This window comes from Gordonia sp. (in: high G+C Gram-positive bacteria) (assembly GCF_012515855.1).
GTDB lineage: Bacteria > Actinomycetota > Actinomycetes > Mycobacteriales > Mycobacteriaceae > Gordonia.
The window spans coordinates 1-15,465 of record NZ_JAAYXO010000135.1; the positions used below are offsets into that span (position 1 = coordinate 1).

Below are 15,465 nucleotides of genomic sequence, written 5' to 3' on the forward strand. Positions count from 1 at the left end.
GCTCGATCACCTCCAAGGCAATCGAGGCCTTGAACTCAGCTGAATACTTCCGTGGCACGTGAATGCTCCAATTCCAGTTCACCCCAACGATAGTCGGGAGACTGTCCAGGAACCGCCGGGCGGGTCACTGCCGACCCCCATGACCCCCATGACCCCCATGACCCCCAGCAAAGCACCACCCAGTCACCCAACGACGCCGAATCGTGGCCCCTGGTGCACGACCAAGCCCAACTGTTCCTGCTCAACAATCGGACCGAGCTCGCCGCCGCAAGTGATCGAGTACGTCACCGGTTCGAGCACGGCGAGGTGGATGCCCACGACCATGCCGCGACCCTCTACTTGCTCGGGTGGACCGAGATGCGCCTGAGACTCCGTCCGGTGCTCGCCGTTGAACTCCTGACCTCGGCCGCGGCCGAGGCGAAAGCAGTCGGCAGCCATCACCTGGAGCAACGTGCGCAGAGCCACCTCACGTACACCCTCGCGTGGGCCGGGCGGATGCACGAGACTCGCGATCTGCTCGCGCACCGCGGCGTAACGGACGACGGCGGCAGCTGGTGGGCGTTCGTCGGCGACGGGTCGGCGATTGGCGCAGCATATGCCGCGTACATGCAGAACGATCTCCGGGCAGCGATCGGCGAACTACAGCAGGCTTTGCGAAGCGGATCCTCGAGCCAACCGTTCTACAGCGCGGCGCGCGTGATGCTGGCGTTGGTTTCGGCAGCGACCGGGGATCCCGACGCCTGCCGTCGAGCGCTCGCCGAACTACGCGAGATCCCCGCCGCCAACGATCGTGGACTTTCCTGGTCCGCGTTCCGCCACATGGCCCTGGCCGCCCTCTACGAAGCCAGCGGGCGCCGCGAACGCGCCATGCAGGTGGTTCTGGCGTACCAGGACGCCGATGACGTCCCGTTGGCGACGGTGGTGTTCGCCGGAATCGCGATGCGTGCGCGGCGGCCTCGCCTCGCTTCGCAGATGCTGCACCGTATCGATTCCTATTCGAGCATCTCGTATGTCCGCGCCGCCACCCTGTTGGCGGACGCTCATTTCGCGATGAACAACGGCCATCCGGATGCAGCACACGAGATGCTCGAACGGTCCCTGGATGCAGCCTCGGAAGAATCCCTGCGGCGACTGTACGTGGGAGACGCGCCCGAGCTTCGGCAGCTCCTCACCGACCACTTGGCGTGGGGCACAGCTCACGACGACTTCATCACCGAGTGCTTGTCGCCCGCATCCGTCGACGGCCCGCTGATGCAACTCTCCGAGCGCGAGTTGGACGTGTACGCCCAGCTCCGCACAACACGCACCATGAAAGAAATCGCCGACCACCTCAACGTCTCGATCAACACTGTGAAGACCCATCAACGCGCGATCTACCGCAAACTGGGCGTCTCCACGCGCCGGGAAGCCGTGCGGATCAGCGCTTGACGGGTCACGCGAGCAACTTGGCCTTGGCCGCAGCGAACTCCTCGTCCGTCAGCAGCCCCTGAGAACGAAGGTCACCTAACTTGGAGAGCTCGGCGATCAAGTCCGACTGCGGGGCCGTAGTCCGTGTGGGCGGCGCCTGCTGAGTCGGTGGCGCATACTGCTGCGGCGGTTCCTGGTACTGCTGTTGGTATTGCATTGCTTCTGCGGCGCGTGCCTGCGACTGCTCTTCGCGTCGGTTGATCGCGCGGTTCTGCATGGCGTTCGCAGTTCCCGTGACCACCGCCGTCCGCGCCGCGAGTCCGATCAGACCCGGTCGGCCACCTCGTCCGAACATTTGCCACTTCCTTTCGTTGTGTGACCGGCCCTTTCACAGCGACCTGCCGACTGTGACCTGCCGAGGCGAAGGGTCAAGCCTCGTCTGCCATCTCAACCAGAGCATTGACGACCGGAGCGGGAATCCGTTCGGTCGTCACCACGGCGCAGCCGTCGGCCGCGAGTTGCGCGGTGAACTCCCGCGCGAACAGCAATTCAAAGGCTGCCACCGCAGCCGACGAACCCGGTGCCAGGTCTTCAGCAAGCAGCTGCAGATCCTCATCTCCGGTGAGGCCGGGGAGCACGAGTTCCAGTTCGACCTCTCCCCCGGCCGGTGCCTCGAAGTCGACCTCGGTCACCTCGATCTCGCCGTCGTCGCCCTTGTGGATGACTACGAAGTCGAGAATCCGCAGAACGCCGGCTCGAACTTGCACCGCGATCGCTTCGAGAAGCGCGGCGGAGGGTTCAGCACCCGGCAGCGTGATCATGTTCAGTTCCACCGGCCCGAACAGCGTCGAGCGGGAATCAGTCAAGCCAGTCATGTGGTCCTCCCCAAGATCCCGACCGTGGATAGTCCGATTTTGACTATGACAAGCCTCGGATCACCCGCTGCGGGCCGCTCATCCTCAACGGGCGATAGTCCGGCGGCGCCTACTCAGGCCGTCTCCGTCTTCCGCCGCTCTTCCTCGCGGCGGAGAATCTTCTCGCCGGCGCTGTCGATCATCATCCCGGTCGAGGCGAGGACGAAGATCCAGGTGCCGGAGTACACCAGCCCCGGTACCAGGAACAAGATGCTGCCGATGACGAATCCGGTGTTCCCGATAAGGCCGATCCATCGGTGAAACCAGGGAAAGTCGCGAGCTAGTCGAACGGCAGGGTTGGCCATAACGGGCAAGCTCCTTGACAGTGGGGCGGAACGCGAATCGCGTATTTCGGTCGAACATACCGGCGACGTGCCGGATACTCCTCTCATGGACTCCTCCGATGTCGATCAGCCATCCGTCTTGCCACGCGGCGTGGTCGTCCTGATCGGGCTGGCGTGCATCGTCGTCACCGTCGCCGGCCTACGGTCGATCGCCGGGCTGGTGGGGCCCGTGGTCCTCGCACTGATGCTGACGATCGCGGTCCACCCCCTCGGTCGCTGGCTGCGCAGGCGCGGTTGTCCCGCCTGGCTGGCCGCGCTGGCGGTGCTGCTCGGGGTCTACGGGATCATCATCTTCCTGTTCGTGTCGGTCATCTTCTCCATCGCCCAGCTGGCGACATTGATGCCGCAGTACGCCGACAAGTTCGACGGGCTGGTCGACGACTTCCGCGACTTCCTCAGCGACCGCGGCATCGACGCGAGCAGCATCCACGACATGCTCGCCAACGTCGACGCCGGCAAGCTGATCTCGGCCGCGGGGGATCTGTTGTCGGGACTGATGTCGGCCACCTCCGCGCTCGTCCTGGTCCTCACGGTGGCACTGTTCATGGCGATGGACGCGACCGGCTTCGGGGACCGGATCGCCGTCCTCGATCGCATTCGCCCCAACGTCTCCACAGCGTTGGGCGATTTCGCCGCGGGTACGCGCACCTATCTGGTGGTGAGCACGGCGTTCGGACTGATCGTCGCGGTGCTCGACGCCGGCGCGCTCTGGGCGATGGGGATTCCGCTGCCGATCTTGTGGGGCCTGCTCTCGTTCATCACCAACTACATCCCGAACATCGGCTTCGTGATCGGCGTGATCCCGCCCGCCCTGCTCGCACTGCTCGACGGCGGCGGCGGGAAAATGCTCCTCGTCATCGTCGTCTACAGCGCCATCAACATGGTGATCCAGACCGGCATTCAGCCCAAGTTCATCGGTGACGCCGTTGGATTGTCGACCACGCTGACCTTCCTGTCACTGGTGGTATGGGCCTGGATCCTGGGCCCGTTGGGAGCGATTCTCGCGGTTCCGCTCACCATCCTCGTCAAGTGCCTGCTCATCGACATCGATCCGACCACGCGGTGGATGAACTACCTGATCGCCGACTCCGTCGACAAGAATCTCGACCCCAGCCCCGACCCCGAAGGGACCACCCATGTTTGACGCCAATGGTCTGGTGATTCTCGCGATCGGGGCGCTGCTCTGCTTCTACGGGGTGCGGTCGGTGCATCTGGGCGTGATCGCGGCGGGCTTCGGTCTCGGCTGGATGGTCGCGGGGCTCTTCAATGCGAGCACGATGACGCTACTGCTGTTCGGACTCGTCGGCGGCGTGTCGTCGTGGGTGGTGTGCTCGCTGATCTTTAAGTTCGCGTCGTACTTCGTCGGCGGCCTCGCCGGCGCGGTCGCGGGCGCCCGGATCGCCGACCTGGTGCAACCGGGCGACAGTTCGTGGTCGGCCAGTGCGGTCATCATCGTCGCGATCGCCGTCGCCGCCGCGTTCTGCGCCGACAAGTACCGCGAGCGCGCCCTGCTGTGGCTCACCTCCATCGGCGGCGCCAGCATGATCCTTATCGGCATCGGACGAGCGTTCAGCGGTCTGGAATGGCTCGACCATCCGGATTCGGCGGCTACCAGCGTCACGTCGAATGCGGTGTGGATCGGACTCTCGATCGCCGGTTGGATGGTTCAGCGGAGGCTGTTCGCCGAGCGTCTGGGGATCACACCCCGCGGCGGGGCCGCCGCCAAGGAATGAACCCGGCGCACAGCCGCTGAGACACGTACGGTCGAAGGCATGGCTGCTATCACGATCATCGGCGGGCACGGCAAGATCGCCCTGTTGCTGGCTCCGCTCCTCGTCGCCCGCGGCGACTCCGTCACCTCGCTCATCCGCAATCCCGAGCATGCGGCGGAAGTCGCCGCCACCGGCGCGACACCCGTGGTCTTCGACATCGAGACCGCGACACCGGATGCCTTCGCCGAGGCGCTGCGCGGCGCCGACGCCGTGGTGTTCAGCGCCGGTGCGGGCGGCGGCAATCCGACACGGACCTATGCCGTCGACCGCGACGCCGCGATCGCGTCCATGACCGCGGCGCAGGCAGCGGACATCCGGCGCTACGTGATGGTGAGTTATCTGGGCGCACGCCCCGATCACGGTGTGCCGTCCGACAATTCGTTCTTCGCGTACGCCGAGGCCAAAGCCGCGGCCGATGTCGCGCTGCGGACATCCGACCTCGACTGGACCATCCTGATGCCGGGCAGGCTCACCCTCGACGCTCCGTCCGGCGCCATCGACCCCAGCGCGGAACGCGCCGACGCCAACCCGGGGACCTCACGCGCGAATGTCGCGCTGGTGGCCGCGGCCGCGCTGGCCACGCCGTCGACGATCGGAAAGGACATCCCGTTCACCGACGGCGTGGTGCCGATCGAGCAAGCGCTGGGCTGACCAGGCCTCGCGACAACAGTCGCGCACTAGCCCGTGACGGCGCCGAGCCCCTTGCCGATCAGGACGACGCCGAGCACCAGAATCAGCACGGCCATCACCGCCTTGTTGTTCGCCTCCAGCCACGCCTTGAGCGACGCCAGCGGACCGCGCAGTCGATCCGCGGCCACCTGGTAGGCAAACACCGGAACAGCGACCGTCGAGCTAGCGATCACCGCGAACACCACGATCGCGACCACCGTTCCGCCGGTCGTGAGGCCGGCGGCGCCGATCTGCATGCCTGCGGCAACACACAGCAGCAGATTCTTCGGATTGACGGCCGCGAGGACGAAGCCGATACCCGCCCCGGCGAGCGGCTTCATCTCGTCGATCGCCGCCATCCACTTCGGCGTCGACGCGACACCGGAGCGAGCGCGCCATTCGCGCACGCCCTCGGCCAGCAGCAGGACACCCGCCGCGAGCACGATCCATCCGGTTGCCGACGACGTCTCGCGGGCCGCCGAGCCGAGCCCGGTGAACAGGGCGGTCGCCGCAAGCACGCCCATGATCCAGCCGGCGGCGAAACCGAGGCTAGTAGTCCGAGCGTGTTTGCCGAAGAGCATCAGGATCGCCGCGATGATCGGGACCGGCGAGATCGCCACGCCCAGCGCCGACGGAAGTAGATCTCCTATCAACGCACCCAACGCTGCCTCCCCGAGAGAGGAGACAGCGTCGGTCGGCCGATAGCGGTCAGCGGGCGTCCCACGTGGCGACGGCCCAGATGACCAGCACGTTCACCGCGATGATCAGGATCGACCACCACGGGTAGTAGGGCAGCCACAAGAAGTTGGCGATGATCGCCAACGATGCGATGACGATGGCTGCCGCCCGCGCCCAGGTGGCCCCGGCGAACATCCCGAACGCGACGATCAGTGCCAGCACGCCGACGATGATGTGAATCCAGCCCCAGGTGGTGAGGTCGAACTGATAGGTGTACTTCGGTCCGACGATGATCAGGTCGTCGTTGGCGGCCGCGGCGATTCCCTGGAACAACCCCATGAAGCCGACGATGCACAGTAGTGCTGCCGCGGCGAAGGTGGTGACCCCGGCGACGCCTTGCTTCACGGGATGCGGATCAGTTTGCTCAGGTGCCGGCATGGCGGGACTCCCATTCATTCGATTGTGAGGAGGTGCGTTCCGCAACTCCGACAGAAATTTTACCGTCCGAATAACCCGATGCCCGGCTATCGCGACATTCCGTCCGAGCAGTCGATTCCGTACCGTCGATCCCCTCACCAACGGATTTGTGCACAACCTCTCCACGCCCGTGGAGCCGGCACCTTAAACTCATATTCCGATGCCTCCCAGCAAGACTCGCCGCAGACGTGCCGAACATCTCGGACCGGAGCGTCGTCGACCCCAGATTCTCGACGCCGCCCTCGAGATCGCGGTGACCGAGGGCATTTCGTCGGTGACGATCGCGTCGGTGGCCGATCGTCTCGATGTGACCCGACCGGTCATCTACACCTGTTTCGCGAACCGTGTCGATCTGATCGCCGAGTTGGTCCAGCGCGAGGAGGATCGCCTGCGCACCTCCCTCACCGCGGTGCTTCGCAGGCGCACCGTCGACGCCGACGCGTCGGTGTTCGTGGAGGGCTTCCGCGCCCTCCTCCGGACCGTCGCCGACGAACCGAACACCTGGCGACTGGTGTACGGATCTCCCGACTCGGAGGTCGCCGAGTTCTTCGGTCGCGGTCGTGCAGCGTCGGTGCAGCGCAGTTCGGATCTGCTGAAACCCACCCTGCTCGCCTGGGGCATGCCGAAGGCCGAGGTCGACAAGAAGCTCGGCGCGCTGGTGGAACTGTGGGTCTCCACCAGTGAGGGCGCGGTCCGCACCCTGCTCGCCGACGACACGTGGAGTCCCGACGACCTCGCCGAGTTCATGGGCAACAGTGTCTACTGCGCCCTGCGCACGTCAGTCTGAGCGGCTATCTTCCTGAGCGGTTATCTCCGCAGTGCCTTGGTGGCGTCGAACTGCTCTTCGCGCTGACCGAGGTGCCACGCGTGCCAGCGCTTCCAACGCTTCATCGACGCGGCCTGCCACCGTTCATCGACGCCGGGCACCACACGCCGCGCCATCTCGACCGCAGCGATGAACGGCGCTCGCCCCATCAGCAGGGCGAGCCCGGGAAGGCCGCTGGGAAGCCGGAACCTGCGTCGATTCCACGGGAGGATGAACAGCCGCGTGTATCCGGCCTGCAGGTGCAGATGAAACTTGCCGCGCAGGCGGTCGACGCCGCGCACCCCGGCCGGCGGTTCGAACGACGGCACGAACGATTCGACGAGTTCGGCGCCGAGCGGCCCGGAGTCGTGCTTGCGGGTCGCGTCGAAGTAGTACAGGAGCCGGAGACCGTCGGCGTAGGTCTCGGGGTACATGCGGTCGACGTCGCAGCCGACCAGATGCCCGAGGTATCGGTTGAAGTGCAGGACCGCGCGGACCTCGGCGGGCGTGGTGAGGAAGCCGAGCGCCAAGAGTCCCGCGGCCGGTCCGACACTGCCGCCGAGCAGGGTCAACATCATCTCGCTCTGGCTGATCGGCAGTCCGTGCGCGTCCGCGTCCCACTCGGGATGCTCGGCCACTCGGGCCCGGACCGACACATGCATCACCCGCACCTTCAGGGAGAGTTCACGCGCCTTGGATCCCGGTGTCAGGACGGCGCCCGGCTGACAGACCTCGAGCCACCATCGACTGGTCTCGAGGTAGCGGTTCAGCGCGCTGGCCCCCGCGTATCCGCCCGACAGCGAGAGCGGCACCGCCAGGGACGCCTCGGTGTAGGTGTCCATGGTTCCGGCGTTACCGACCGCGCCCATGTTGTAGCCCCAGCGCCGCCACACCGCGGCGCCCTGCTCGATCAGTTCCGGGTCGAGCCAGTCGGGGATGGTCTCGAACTCGGAGAACAGCGCGCGCATCGATTCTGGCGCCTCGGGCACGTTGTCGACGCCGACTCGGATGGCGTCGTCGAGCAGGGCGCGCGCGTTCTCGCCGCCCATTTCTCCGTGATAGGTCTCGGCGACGAACTTCTCGGCGATGGGATCCCCCGCCGTGTGTCCGGCAAGGAACGCGGCCTGGACTTCTGCAGGCGGAAACAGCTCGATCCGCGTCACGCGCTTGACCCGATCGCGCAGCTTCCGATGGGCCGGTGAGACCGTCAGTTCCATCGTCGTCCCTTCCTCTCCTCGTCCCGATGCCTCTGTTCGGCGCCGGCACCCTCCTGAGACTACGTTAAATATTCGTCTCACGCGCCTGTGTAGCGCAGGTTTCGAGACGACCCGCCGCGCACACGGCGCACATCCCACTACGATCGGTTGCCAGAGTCGACGGCGCCGTCCGACCCCACCGTGCGGCGCCGCCTCCCGCACCGAGTACAGGAGAACAGAGCATGCAGATTTCCGTCGTGTGGACCATCAACGCCCGCACCGCCTCCATCGACAAGGCCGTGGCGAACCTGGCCGAGCTCAAAGAGGAGGGCTTCCGACGCGTCTGGACCACGCAGATGCCGAATGAGCCGGACGCGCTCACCATGCTCACCGTCGCCGGCCGCGAGGTTCCCGAGATCGAGTTCGGCACCAGCGTGCTGCCGATGCAGGTGCAGCACCCCATGCTGCTGGCGCAGCGCGCGTTGACCACCCAGGCGGTCATCGGTCCGCGCCTCAACCTCGGCATCGGCCTGAGCCACCAGGTGGTCACCGAGGGCATGTGGGGCGTGTCGTACAAGCGGCCAGTGGCCCGCACCAGCGAATTCCTCGACGGACTACTCCCCTTGCTGAACGGCGAGAAGGTCAGCGCCGCAGGCGATCTCCTCACCACTCGCGGCGCGCTGACCATGCAGGACATTCCGGCGCCGCCGGTGTACCTCGCAGCGCTCGGCCCGAAGATGCTGGGCGTGGCCGGCAGTCGTACCGCGGGCACCGTCACCTGGATGACCGGCCCCAAGACTCTGCGCGACCACATCGTGCCGACCCTGCGCGCCGCGGCGGTCGGCGCCGGGCGCGCGGAGTCGGACGTCCGCACCGTCGCGACGCTCCCGGTGTCGGTGACCGACGACGTCGACGGCGCCCGCGAATCGGCCGCCGCCCAGTTCGCGATGTACGACAGCCTGCCGTCATACAAGGCGATGCTCGACCGCGAGGGCTTCACCGGCCCGGTCGACACCGCGATCGTCGGCGACGAAGCGACCGTGGCCGACCGGATCCGCGAGTTGAGCGACTACGGCGTCGATGAATACGTCGGCATCCTGTTCGACCGCGACCCTGAGGTCCGCGCCCGCACCCGAGCCCTCCTCCGGTCGTTGGACGGCTGAGGCCGCCCCACGCCAGTCGTTGGACGGCCGACACTCCCCCACGCCGGTCGTCGGACGGCTGACACTCCCCCACGCCAGTCGAGTGCCCGCAGCGAGCGCAGCGAGCCCGGGCCGTACCGAGACCCCGGCCCCACACCCCAACCGAGGACCGTCTCACCTAACTTAGGACAGCCTAGGTTATGCTTCCGCAATGAAGTCGACAGCGAGAACGCTCCTGACCATGCTTGCGGGTGTGCTGGCACTTGTCTTGACGGTGTCCGCCTGCAGCCCTCCGGCTGAGGAGGAGTCCGTCGGTGGGCCGATCCAGGTCAACACGCCACAGGGCGCGGTGACCGTCAACGGTAAGCCTCAGCGGATCGTCACCCTCGGCGCGCAGTGGATCGACACCGCCCTGGCATTCGGCGTCAAACCAGTCGCGTACCTCGACAACATCCAGATCCTCACCGGTTCGCCGTCGCCGTGGACCGCCGACCAGCTCGGCGATTCCACCGCGCTGAACCCGGAGAATCTGGTCGCCGAGATCGCCAAAGCCGATCCCGACCTGATCCTGGCCGAGGGCTACATGCCGACATCGCAGCCGGAGAACTTCAAGAAGATCCGCGAGATCGCGCCGACCATCCCCGGTGTCACCGGCAAGCAGGTGGACCCCTGGCAGGACCTCGTGAAGCTGATGGGCACCCTGCTGCGCGACGATGCGAAGGCCAAAGAGATCACCGATAGCGTGAACGGCGACATCGCCGAGTTCAAGAAGGCACTGCCGGGGCTGGCGGGCAAGACCTACGCCATGGCGTACATGTACTCCGCCGATCAGATCCAGGTGATGGCCGACCCCAACGACGGCGCCGCCTACCTGTTCAACGAACTCGGCATGAAGATCGCGCCGAAGCTGCTCGCCCAGTTCCAGAAGAGCAAGAACCCGCGTTTCCCGATCTCGACTGAGAACATCCCGATGCTCGACGCCGATGTCCTCATCGTCACCGCGAACACGCCTGCGCTGAAGAAGTCGCTCGAGAAGCTGCCCGGCTACGCGACCCTCCGATCGGTGGAGAACGGCGCTGTCGCGAACTTGTCACTGGCCGACATCAGTGGACTCAATCAGCCCACCCCGCTCGCGATCCCCTACCTGCTCGACACGCTGAAGCCGGCGTTCGAGAAGGCCACAGAGTAGTCCCATGACGGGTCCCAGCACGACCGCCCTCCGCACGATCTACACGTGGCGATCCGGGAGCAAAGCCGTCCTCGGCGCTCCCGGATCAGCCACGGTCCTGCCGGTGAAGCAGCAGCTCACCGGACTGATCGGGATGCAGGGCGGCGCACTCAAAGCACTCAATGCCGGTCCGATCGCGTTCGACGCCGCACCGCCCCCGCCCGTCGCCGATCTGCTTGCGCAGTTGTTGACCGCCGGCGCGTTGGAACTGACCGTCGCCGTCGCCGACACCCGGCTCTACACCCTGCGCCCGTTCCGAGCGGCGTCGTCGCCCCGGCCCGTTTCCGATGCGGTCGGCGGCACGCTGTCGCGGTTCACGGTGCTGCGGCGCGACGGCGAGGAATTCGTCGCCGAGAACCCGCGGTCGTGGTGCGACGTGGTGGCGCATCACGCGGATGTCGCCGCGGCGCTGTCAGGACTCGATTCGGTCGACGCCGCCTGGACGGCGCAGCTGTGGTCGGACCTGCGGTGGACCGGACACGCGGTCGCCGCCGTCGACGACGAGACGTCCGCCTTCGCGACCGCGGCGTGGAGTCCACACGAACTGTGGTTCCACCGACGCAGCACCGTCGGCGATCGCAGCACCAGTTGGACCCACTTCGGTCCCACCCGATGGGCCGACGGCCGATTCCCGCCGGTCCCGGCCGCACCGGATCCGTATCCCAGCGAGCCGATTGCGCTGCCCGTCCCCGATCTCGACGCGCTCACCGTCCCGCTGGCACGGGCCACCGAGGATCGCGTCTCCACCCGCAGCTTCGACGACGCGACCCCCATCACCGTCGCCGAGCTCGGCGAGCTGCTGTACCGCTGCGCCCGCACCCGGGGCGTCCGCACCATCGAGAAACCGGGCACGGCGACGACCGAATTGCCGTCGCGCCCCTACCCGTCCGGCGGCTCCATCTACGAACTCGAGGTGTATCCAGTCGTCCGGAACGTTGCCGGCCTGGAACCCGGGATGTATCACTACGACTCGACCGAACACGCCCTGCGTCATGTCGCCGCGCTCGACGATGCCGCGGTCACGCGACTGCTCTCCCCCGCCGCGCTGACCCTCGCCGACGGTGAACTCCCCCAGGTGATGCTGACCCTCGCCGCCCGCGCCGGCCGCATCATGTGGACCTACGAGCAGATGCCGTACGCGGTGATCTTGAAGCACGTCGGCGTCCTGACCCAGACGCTGTACCTGACCGCGACGGCGATGGGCCTGGGCGGAGTGGCCCAGGGCTACGGCGACACCGCGGCCTTCGCCGAGGCGACCGGCCGCGACGAGCTGGTGGAGTGCAACGTCGGCACCTTCGTGGTCGGGCGCCCGGGATAGACCCGCGTCGTCGATCTCGATGCGCACGCTCGCTTCGCTCGCGCGCTTACTCGATCAGCAAGGAGCGGGCTGGTCGAGTAAGCAAGGAGAGCCCCCTGCTGGTCGAGTAAGCGAGGAACGAGCGATCTCGCTGGGCGAGACAACACGCTGGTCGAGTAAGCGAGGAACGAGCGCATCGAGACCGCCGCGGGCTGGGTCAGCCGATACGGTAGCGCCCTGCTGCAACGATGCTCACCTCGTCGGACGAAATCCCTTCTTGGCAGCCCGATGCAGGGCTTCGAAGTCGCCTGCGATCAATGCCTCCCGTTTCGCGCGTGACCACTTCTGAACTCGCTTCTCCATCGCATACGCCTCGCCGATCGTCTCGAACTCCTCGCAGAAGACCAGTTCGACGGGTCGTCGCCAACTCGTGTACTCGCACCCTTTCCCCGATTGGTGCTGCTGGAATCGGACCTCGATGCTCCGGGTGCTTCCGACGTAGTAGCTTCCGTCGCAACATTTGAGGATGTACAGGAAACCGGACATCACTCGACTGTCACCGGTCGCCGAACCTTCGACAACGGCGTTGTCCACAGGATCCGGCACTTCTGTCCGTGGACCCAGCCTGTGGCGGTCTCGATGCGCTCCTTCGTCGCTTACTCGACCAACGTGTGAAGGAACGGTCTCGATGCGCTCCTTCGTCGCTTACTCGACCAGCCGGGGAGAGGCGCCTACTCAGCGCGACAACGCAGCCACCGACCGCGTCCACAACTCCGACAGCCGCTCGATGTCCTGCGGGGAGAGGACCGTGGAACAGTGGCGCCAGTTGGTCACCAGCTGGGGGCCGTCGTCGGTGGCTCGGACGACGGCGACGATGTCGAGGGCGTAGCGGAGCGGAAGGTCGGGTTCGGGGTCGGTGGGCAGATGTTCGTTCAACTCCAGGTCGACCACCGGCTGCCACGGGCCCGGCTCAGTGCCTGCGACGCCGAGATCGAAGCGACCCAGATAGTTGAACTCCACCTGCGGCGCTGCACCCGCGACCAACGCCGGATCCTGCTCTGCGTAGCGGAGCAGGCCGTAGTCCAGGCCGCGGTTGGGGATGGCATCCAACTCGGCCGCGACGGCCTCCACCACCCCACGACAACCAGCGGGGTCGGCCTCCAGCGCGTCGACCGTGACGGTCCGCCCGGCCGCGAGCCGGACCGGGAACACCGTGGTGAACCAGCCGAGCGTTCGACCGGTGTCGACGTCGTCGCCGACCGTCGCATCTTCACGACCGTGCCCTTCCAGCGCGATCAGTGAACCCGCCGCAGCATCCTGACCGTGCTCGGCGCGCCACGACGCGAAGGTCACCGTCAGCGCCGCCAACAGGAACTCGCGCAGCCCGATCCGCTGATCCACCCCGTCGAGAATGCGCGCGGTCACGGCGACGTCGGTGAGGACGGTGGCCGAGCGGAGATCGGCCCAGGTATCCCGGCCGATCTCGGGGACCCGACTGCCGATCACCGGATCGACGGCCGCCACCTGCGACCGCCAGTAGTCGCGCTGCCCCACCACCTCGTCGGACCCCGCACGCGCCAACAGCTCTCGGCTCCACGCGCGATAGTCGGTGTACTCCGGGGCGAGCCGGATCGGCGCGCCGTGCAGCACCGCCGCGCCGGCTTCGACGAGGTCGCCGAAGATGATCTGCCAGCTCACCGCGTCCACCGCGAGGTGGTGAATCGACAGCAGCAGCAGATCGGCGTCGTCCGGCACGACGATCCGAACCGCGGCGAGCATGTCCCCGCGGTCGGGGTCGACGGCGTCGCACGCCTGGCGCGCGGCGATCTCGACGAGTTCACCCGTGCTCCGAGCCCCGTCTACGATCGCCCCGTCTTCGATCGCCCAGAAGCGGCTGGAGACGTCGACAGTCCCGGGCTCCCGAGTCACGACGACGCCGCTCTCCCGGGTGGAGCGCAGCATGTCGTGACCGTCGACCAGCGCCTGCAGCACCTCGACCACCACCGCGTCCGACACCCCGGACGGCAGCCGGAACAGCACGGTCTGGGTGAACCGCCGCCAGTCTCCGCCCTCATACATCCATTCGACGACAGGCAGCGCGGGCACGTCGCCGTACTCGCGCTCGGCGGCGAGCCGCGACAGGTGCTCGCCGCGCCGCACGGCCTGGGCCAGATCGCGGACGTTGGGGAAAGTCATCACGTCGCGGGCGGCGAGCTCGTCGCCGCCGGCCCGCAGCGCCGTCACCAGCGCCATCGCGACGATGCTGTCCATCCCGAGATCGAAGAAGTCGTCGTCGCGGCCCGGCCGGACGCCGAGCACGCCCGACACCGCCGCGACCACGCGTTCCTGCACGTCGTCGAGGACCTCGTCGGCAGCACCGCCGCCGGACAGCGCCGCCCGTGCGGACTCGCCGAGCACCGCGGCGTCGAGCTTGCCGTTGGTATTGACCGGCAGCATCGGCAGCACGATCACTCGCGTCGGAATCATGTGCGCGGGCAGCGTCCGCGACAGCGCCTCGCGCACCCCGGAAGAGTCCAACCCAGCAGAGTCCAACCCAGCAGAGTCCAACCCAGCAGTATCCACAGCAGAACCAGCCCCGGACACGAACCCGACCAGCGCGGCCCCGATCGGGCGGTCGACGACGATCACCGCCGCCTCGCGCACCCCCGGCACGGCGCGCAGACCGGCCTCCACCTCGCCGACCTCTATGCGATAGCCGCGGATCTTGACCTGATGGTCACCGCGTCCGACGAACAGAATGTTCCCGGCGGCGTTGCGGCGTACCAGGTCTCCGGTGCGGTACATCCGCTGCCCGGGCCGGTCGGGATCGGCGACGAACGCCGCCGCCGTCTGCCCGGCACGCCCCTGGTATCCGCGCGTCACTTGATCACCGGTCAGGTACAGCTCGCCGATCACCCCGTCGGCGACGGGCCGCAGCCGCGAGTCGAGGACCCGCGCGGTCATCCGGTCGGTGGGCCCGGCGATCGTCGGCACCGGCGACGACGACACTCGCGCGACCATCGCCTCGACGGTGGTCTCGGTGGGTCCGTAGCAGTTGAAGACCGCCGTGCGCGGCAACGCACCGAGTTGCTTCCACAGCGCGGGGCCGATCGCCTCGCCGCCGAGCGCCAACACGGTGAGCGTCGGCCGGCCGGGCTCCCCCGACACCAGGCCGGCGGCCGAGAGCTGTCCGAACATCGACGGCGTCGTGTCGATCATGTCGATGTCGCGGCTGCCGAGCGCGGCCACCAGTCGGGCTGCGTCGCGGGTCTCCTCCTCGGAGAACAGGTGCACCTCGTGCCCGTCGAGCAGCGCGGCGAGCGGCTGCCAGGAGGCGTCGAACGAGAAGGTCCAGGCGTGGGCGACGCGCATCGGGCGGCCGAGCCGCTCGCGACCCACCGCCAGCACCCGATCGCGATGATCCCGCGCGTAACTGGCGAGCGCCCCCTGCGTTCCGACGACTCCCTTGGGCTCGCCGGTGGAACCGGAGGTGAAGATCAGGTACGCGGCGTCGGCAGGCTCCACTGCCGTCGGGA

Annotated in this window: 16 protein-coding genes; 8 read left to right on the plus strand and 8 right to left on the minus strand. The window is 67.3% G+C overall.

Annotated features, from left to right (window positions below; all coding sequences use genetic code 11):
- Positions 1–213: 213 nt before the first annotated feature.
- Positions 214–1,428, plus strand: a complete 1,215-nt coding sequence (locus GX543_RS09985) for a LuxR C-terminal-related transcriptional regulator (RefSeq protein WP_290851703.1) — start codon at positions 214–216, stop codon at positions 1,426–1,428.
- Positions 1,429–1,432: 4 nt separating this feature from the next.
- On the opposite strand, the gene GX543_RS09990 is transcribed toward GX543_RS09985, so the two are convergent.
- The 3 genes from GX543_RS09990 to GX543_RS10000 all read right to left on the minus strand — a co-directional run bounded on the left by GX543_RS09990 (position 1,433) and on the right by GX543_RS10000 (position 2,626).
- Positions 1,433–1,762 carry an SHOCT domain-containing protein gene (locus tag GX543_RS09990; RefSeq protein WP_290851704.1) on the minus strand — a complete coding sequence of 110 codons (330 nt, stop codon included), beginning with the start codon at positions 1,760–1,762 and terminating at the stop codon, positions 1,433–1,435.
- A 73-nt stretch (positions 1,763–1,835) separates the two neighbouring features.
- A complete protein-coding gene (locus tag GX543_RS09995) occupies positions 1,836–2,282 on the minus strand; it encodes a DUF6325 family protein (RefSeq protein ID WP_290851706.1) in 447 nt (148 codons plus the stop codon).
- Between the two features lie 113 nt (positions 2,283–2,395).
- Positions 2,396–2,626, minus strand: a complete 231-nt coding sequence (locus GX543_RS10000; RefSeq protein ID WP_290851708.1) for a YrhK family protein — start codon at positions 2,624–2,626, stop codon at positions 2,396–2,398.
- Positions 2,627–2,711: 85 nt separating this feature from the next.
- Here GX543_RS10000 and GX543_RS10005 point away from each other — a divergent pair, with 85 nt between their 5' ends.
- From GX543_RS10005 to GX543_RS10015, 3 genes are read left to right on the plus strand one after another with little or no spacing between them, the layout of a single operon-like run.
- The gene (locus GX543_RS10005; RefSeq protein WP_290851710.1) at positions 2,712–3,809 is read left to right on the plus strand and encodes an AI-2E family transporter; all 1,098 of its coding nucleotides are present in this window, start codon (positions 2,712–2,714) and stop codon (positions 3,807–3,809) included.
- A complete protein-coding gene (locus GX543_RS10010; RefSeq protein ID WP_290851711.1) occupies positions 3,802–4,398 on the plus strand; it encodes a DUF4203 domain-containing protein in 597 nt (198 codons plus the stop codon). The genes GX543_RS10005 and GX543_RS10010 overlap by 8 nt, the downstream gene beginning before the upstream one ends.
- Before the next feature lie 39 nt (positions 4,399–4,437).
- Positions 4,438–5,088: an NAD(P)H-binding protein gene (locus GX543_RS10015; protein ID WP_290851713.1), complete on the plus strand. Its 651-nt coding sequence runs from the start codon at positions 4,438–4,440 to the stop codon at positions 5,086–5,088.
- 26 nt (positions 5,089–5,114) lie between these two features.
- Here the strand turns inward: GX543_RS10015 and GX543_RS10020 are convergent, their stop codons facing one another.
- Entirely contained in the window at positions 5,115–5,768 is a 654-nt protein-coding gene (locus tag GX543_RS10020; protein WP_290851715.1) for a GAP family protein, read from the minus strand.
- A gap of 46 nt (positions 5,769–5,814) precedes the next feature.
- Positions 5,815–6,222 carry a hypothetical protein gene (locus GX543_RS10025; protein WP_290851716.1) on the minus strand — a complete coding sequence of 136 codons (408 nt, stop codon included), beginning with the start codon at positions 6,220–6,222 and terminating at the stop codon, positions 5,815–5,817.
- A 199-nt stretch (positions 6,223–6,421) separates the two neighbouring features.
- Here GX543_RS10025 and GX543_RS10030 point away from each other — a divergent pair, with 199 nt between their 5' ends.
- The gene (locus GX543_RS10030) at positions 6,422–7,048 is read left to right on the plus strand and encodes a TetR/AcrR family transcriptional regulator (protein ID WP_290851718.1); all 627 of its coding nucleotides are present in this window, start codon (positions 6,422–6,424) and stop codon (positions 7,046–7,048) included.
- Between the two features lie 20 nt (positions 7,049–7,068).
- Here GX543_RS10030 and GX543_RS10035 read toward each other — a convergent pair whose 3' ends face one another.
- Complete coding sequence (locus GX543_RS10035) at positions 7,069–8,283, minus strand: oxygenase MpaB family protein (RefSeq protein ID WP_290851719.1); 1,215 nt, start codon at positions 8,281–8,283, stop codon at positions 7,069–7,071.
- Positions 8,284–8,504: 221 nt separating this feature from the next.
- Between GX543_RS10035 and GX543_RS10040 the strand changes: the two genes are divergently transcribed.
- From GX543_RS10040 to GX543_RS10050, 3 genes are all read left to right on the plus strand, one after another.
- A complete protein-coding gene (locus tag GX543_RS10040) occupies positions 8,505–9,425 on the plus strand; it encodes a TIGR03564 family F420-dependent LLM class oxidoreductase (protein WP_290851720.1) in 921 nt (306 codons plus the stop codon).
- A gap of 190 nt (positions 9,426–9,615) precedes the next feature.
- A complete protein-coding gene (locus tag GX543_RS10045) occupies positions 9,616–10,593 on the plus strand; it encodes an ABC transporter substrate-binding protein (protein WP_290851722.1) in 978 nt (325 codons plus the stop codon).
- Between the two features lie 4 nt (positions 10,594–10,597).
- Entirely contained in the window at positions 10,598–11,950 is a 1,353-nt protein-coding gene (locus GX543_RS10050; protein ID WP_290851724.1) for a SagB family peptide dehydrogenase, read from the plus strand.
- Positions 11,951–12,181: 231 nt separating this feature from the next.
- On the opposite strand, the gene GX543_RS10055 is transcribed toward GX543_RS10050, so the two are convergent.
- Positions 12,182–12,475, minus strand: a complete 294-nt coding sequence (locus GX543_RS10055; protein ID WP_290851728.1) for a GIY-YIG nuclease family protein — start codon at positions 12,473–12,475, stop codon at positions 12,182–12,184.
- Between the two features lie 189 nt (positions 12,476–12,664).
- Positions 12,665–15,465, minus strand: a 2,801-nt coding sequence (locus tag GX543_RS10060) for an AMP-binding protein (protein WP_290851726.1), incomplete at its 5' end; no start/stop codon positions are given.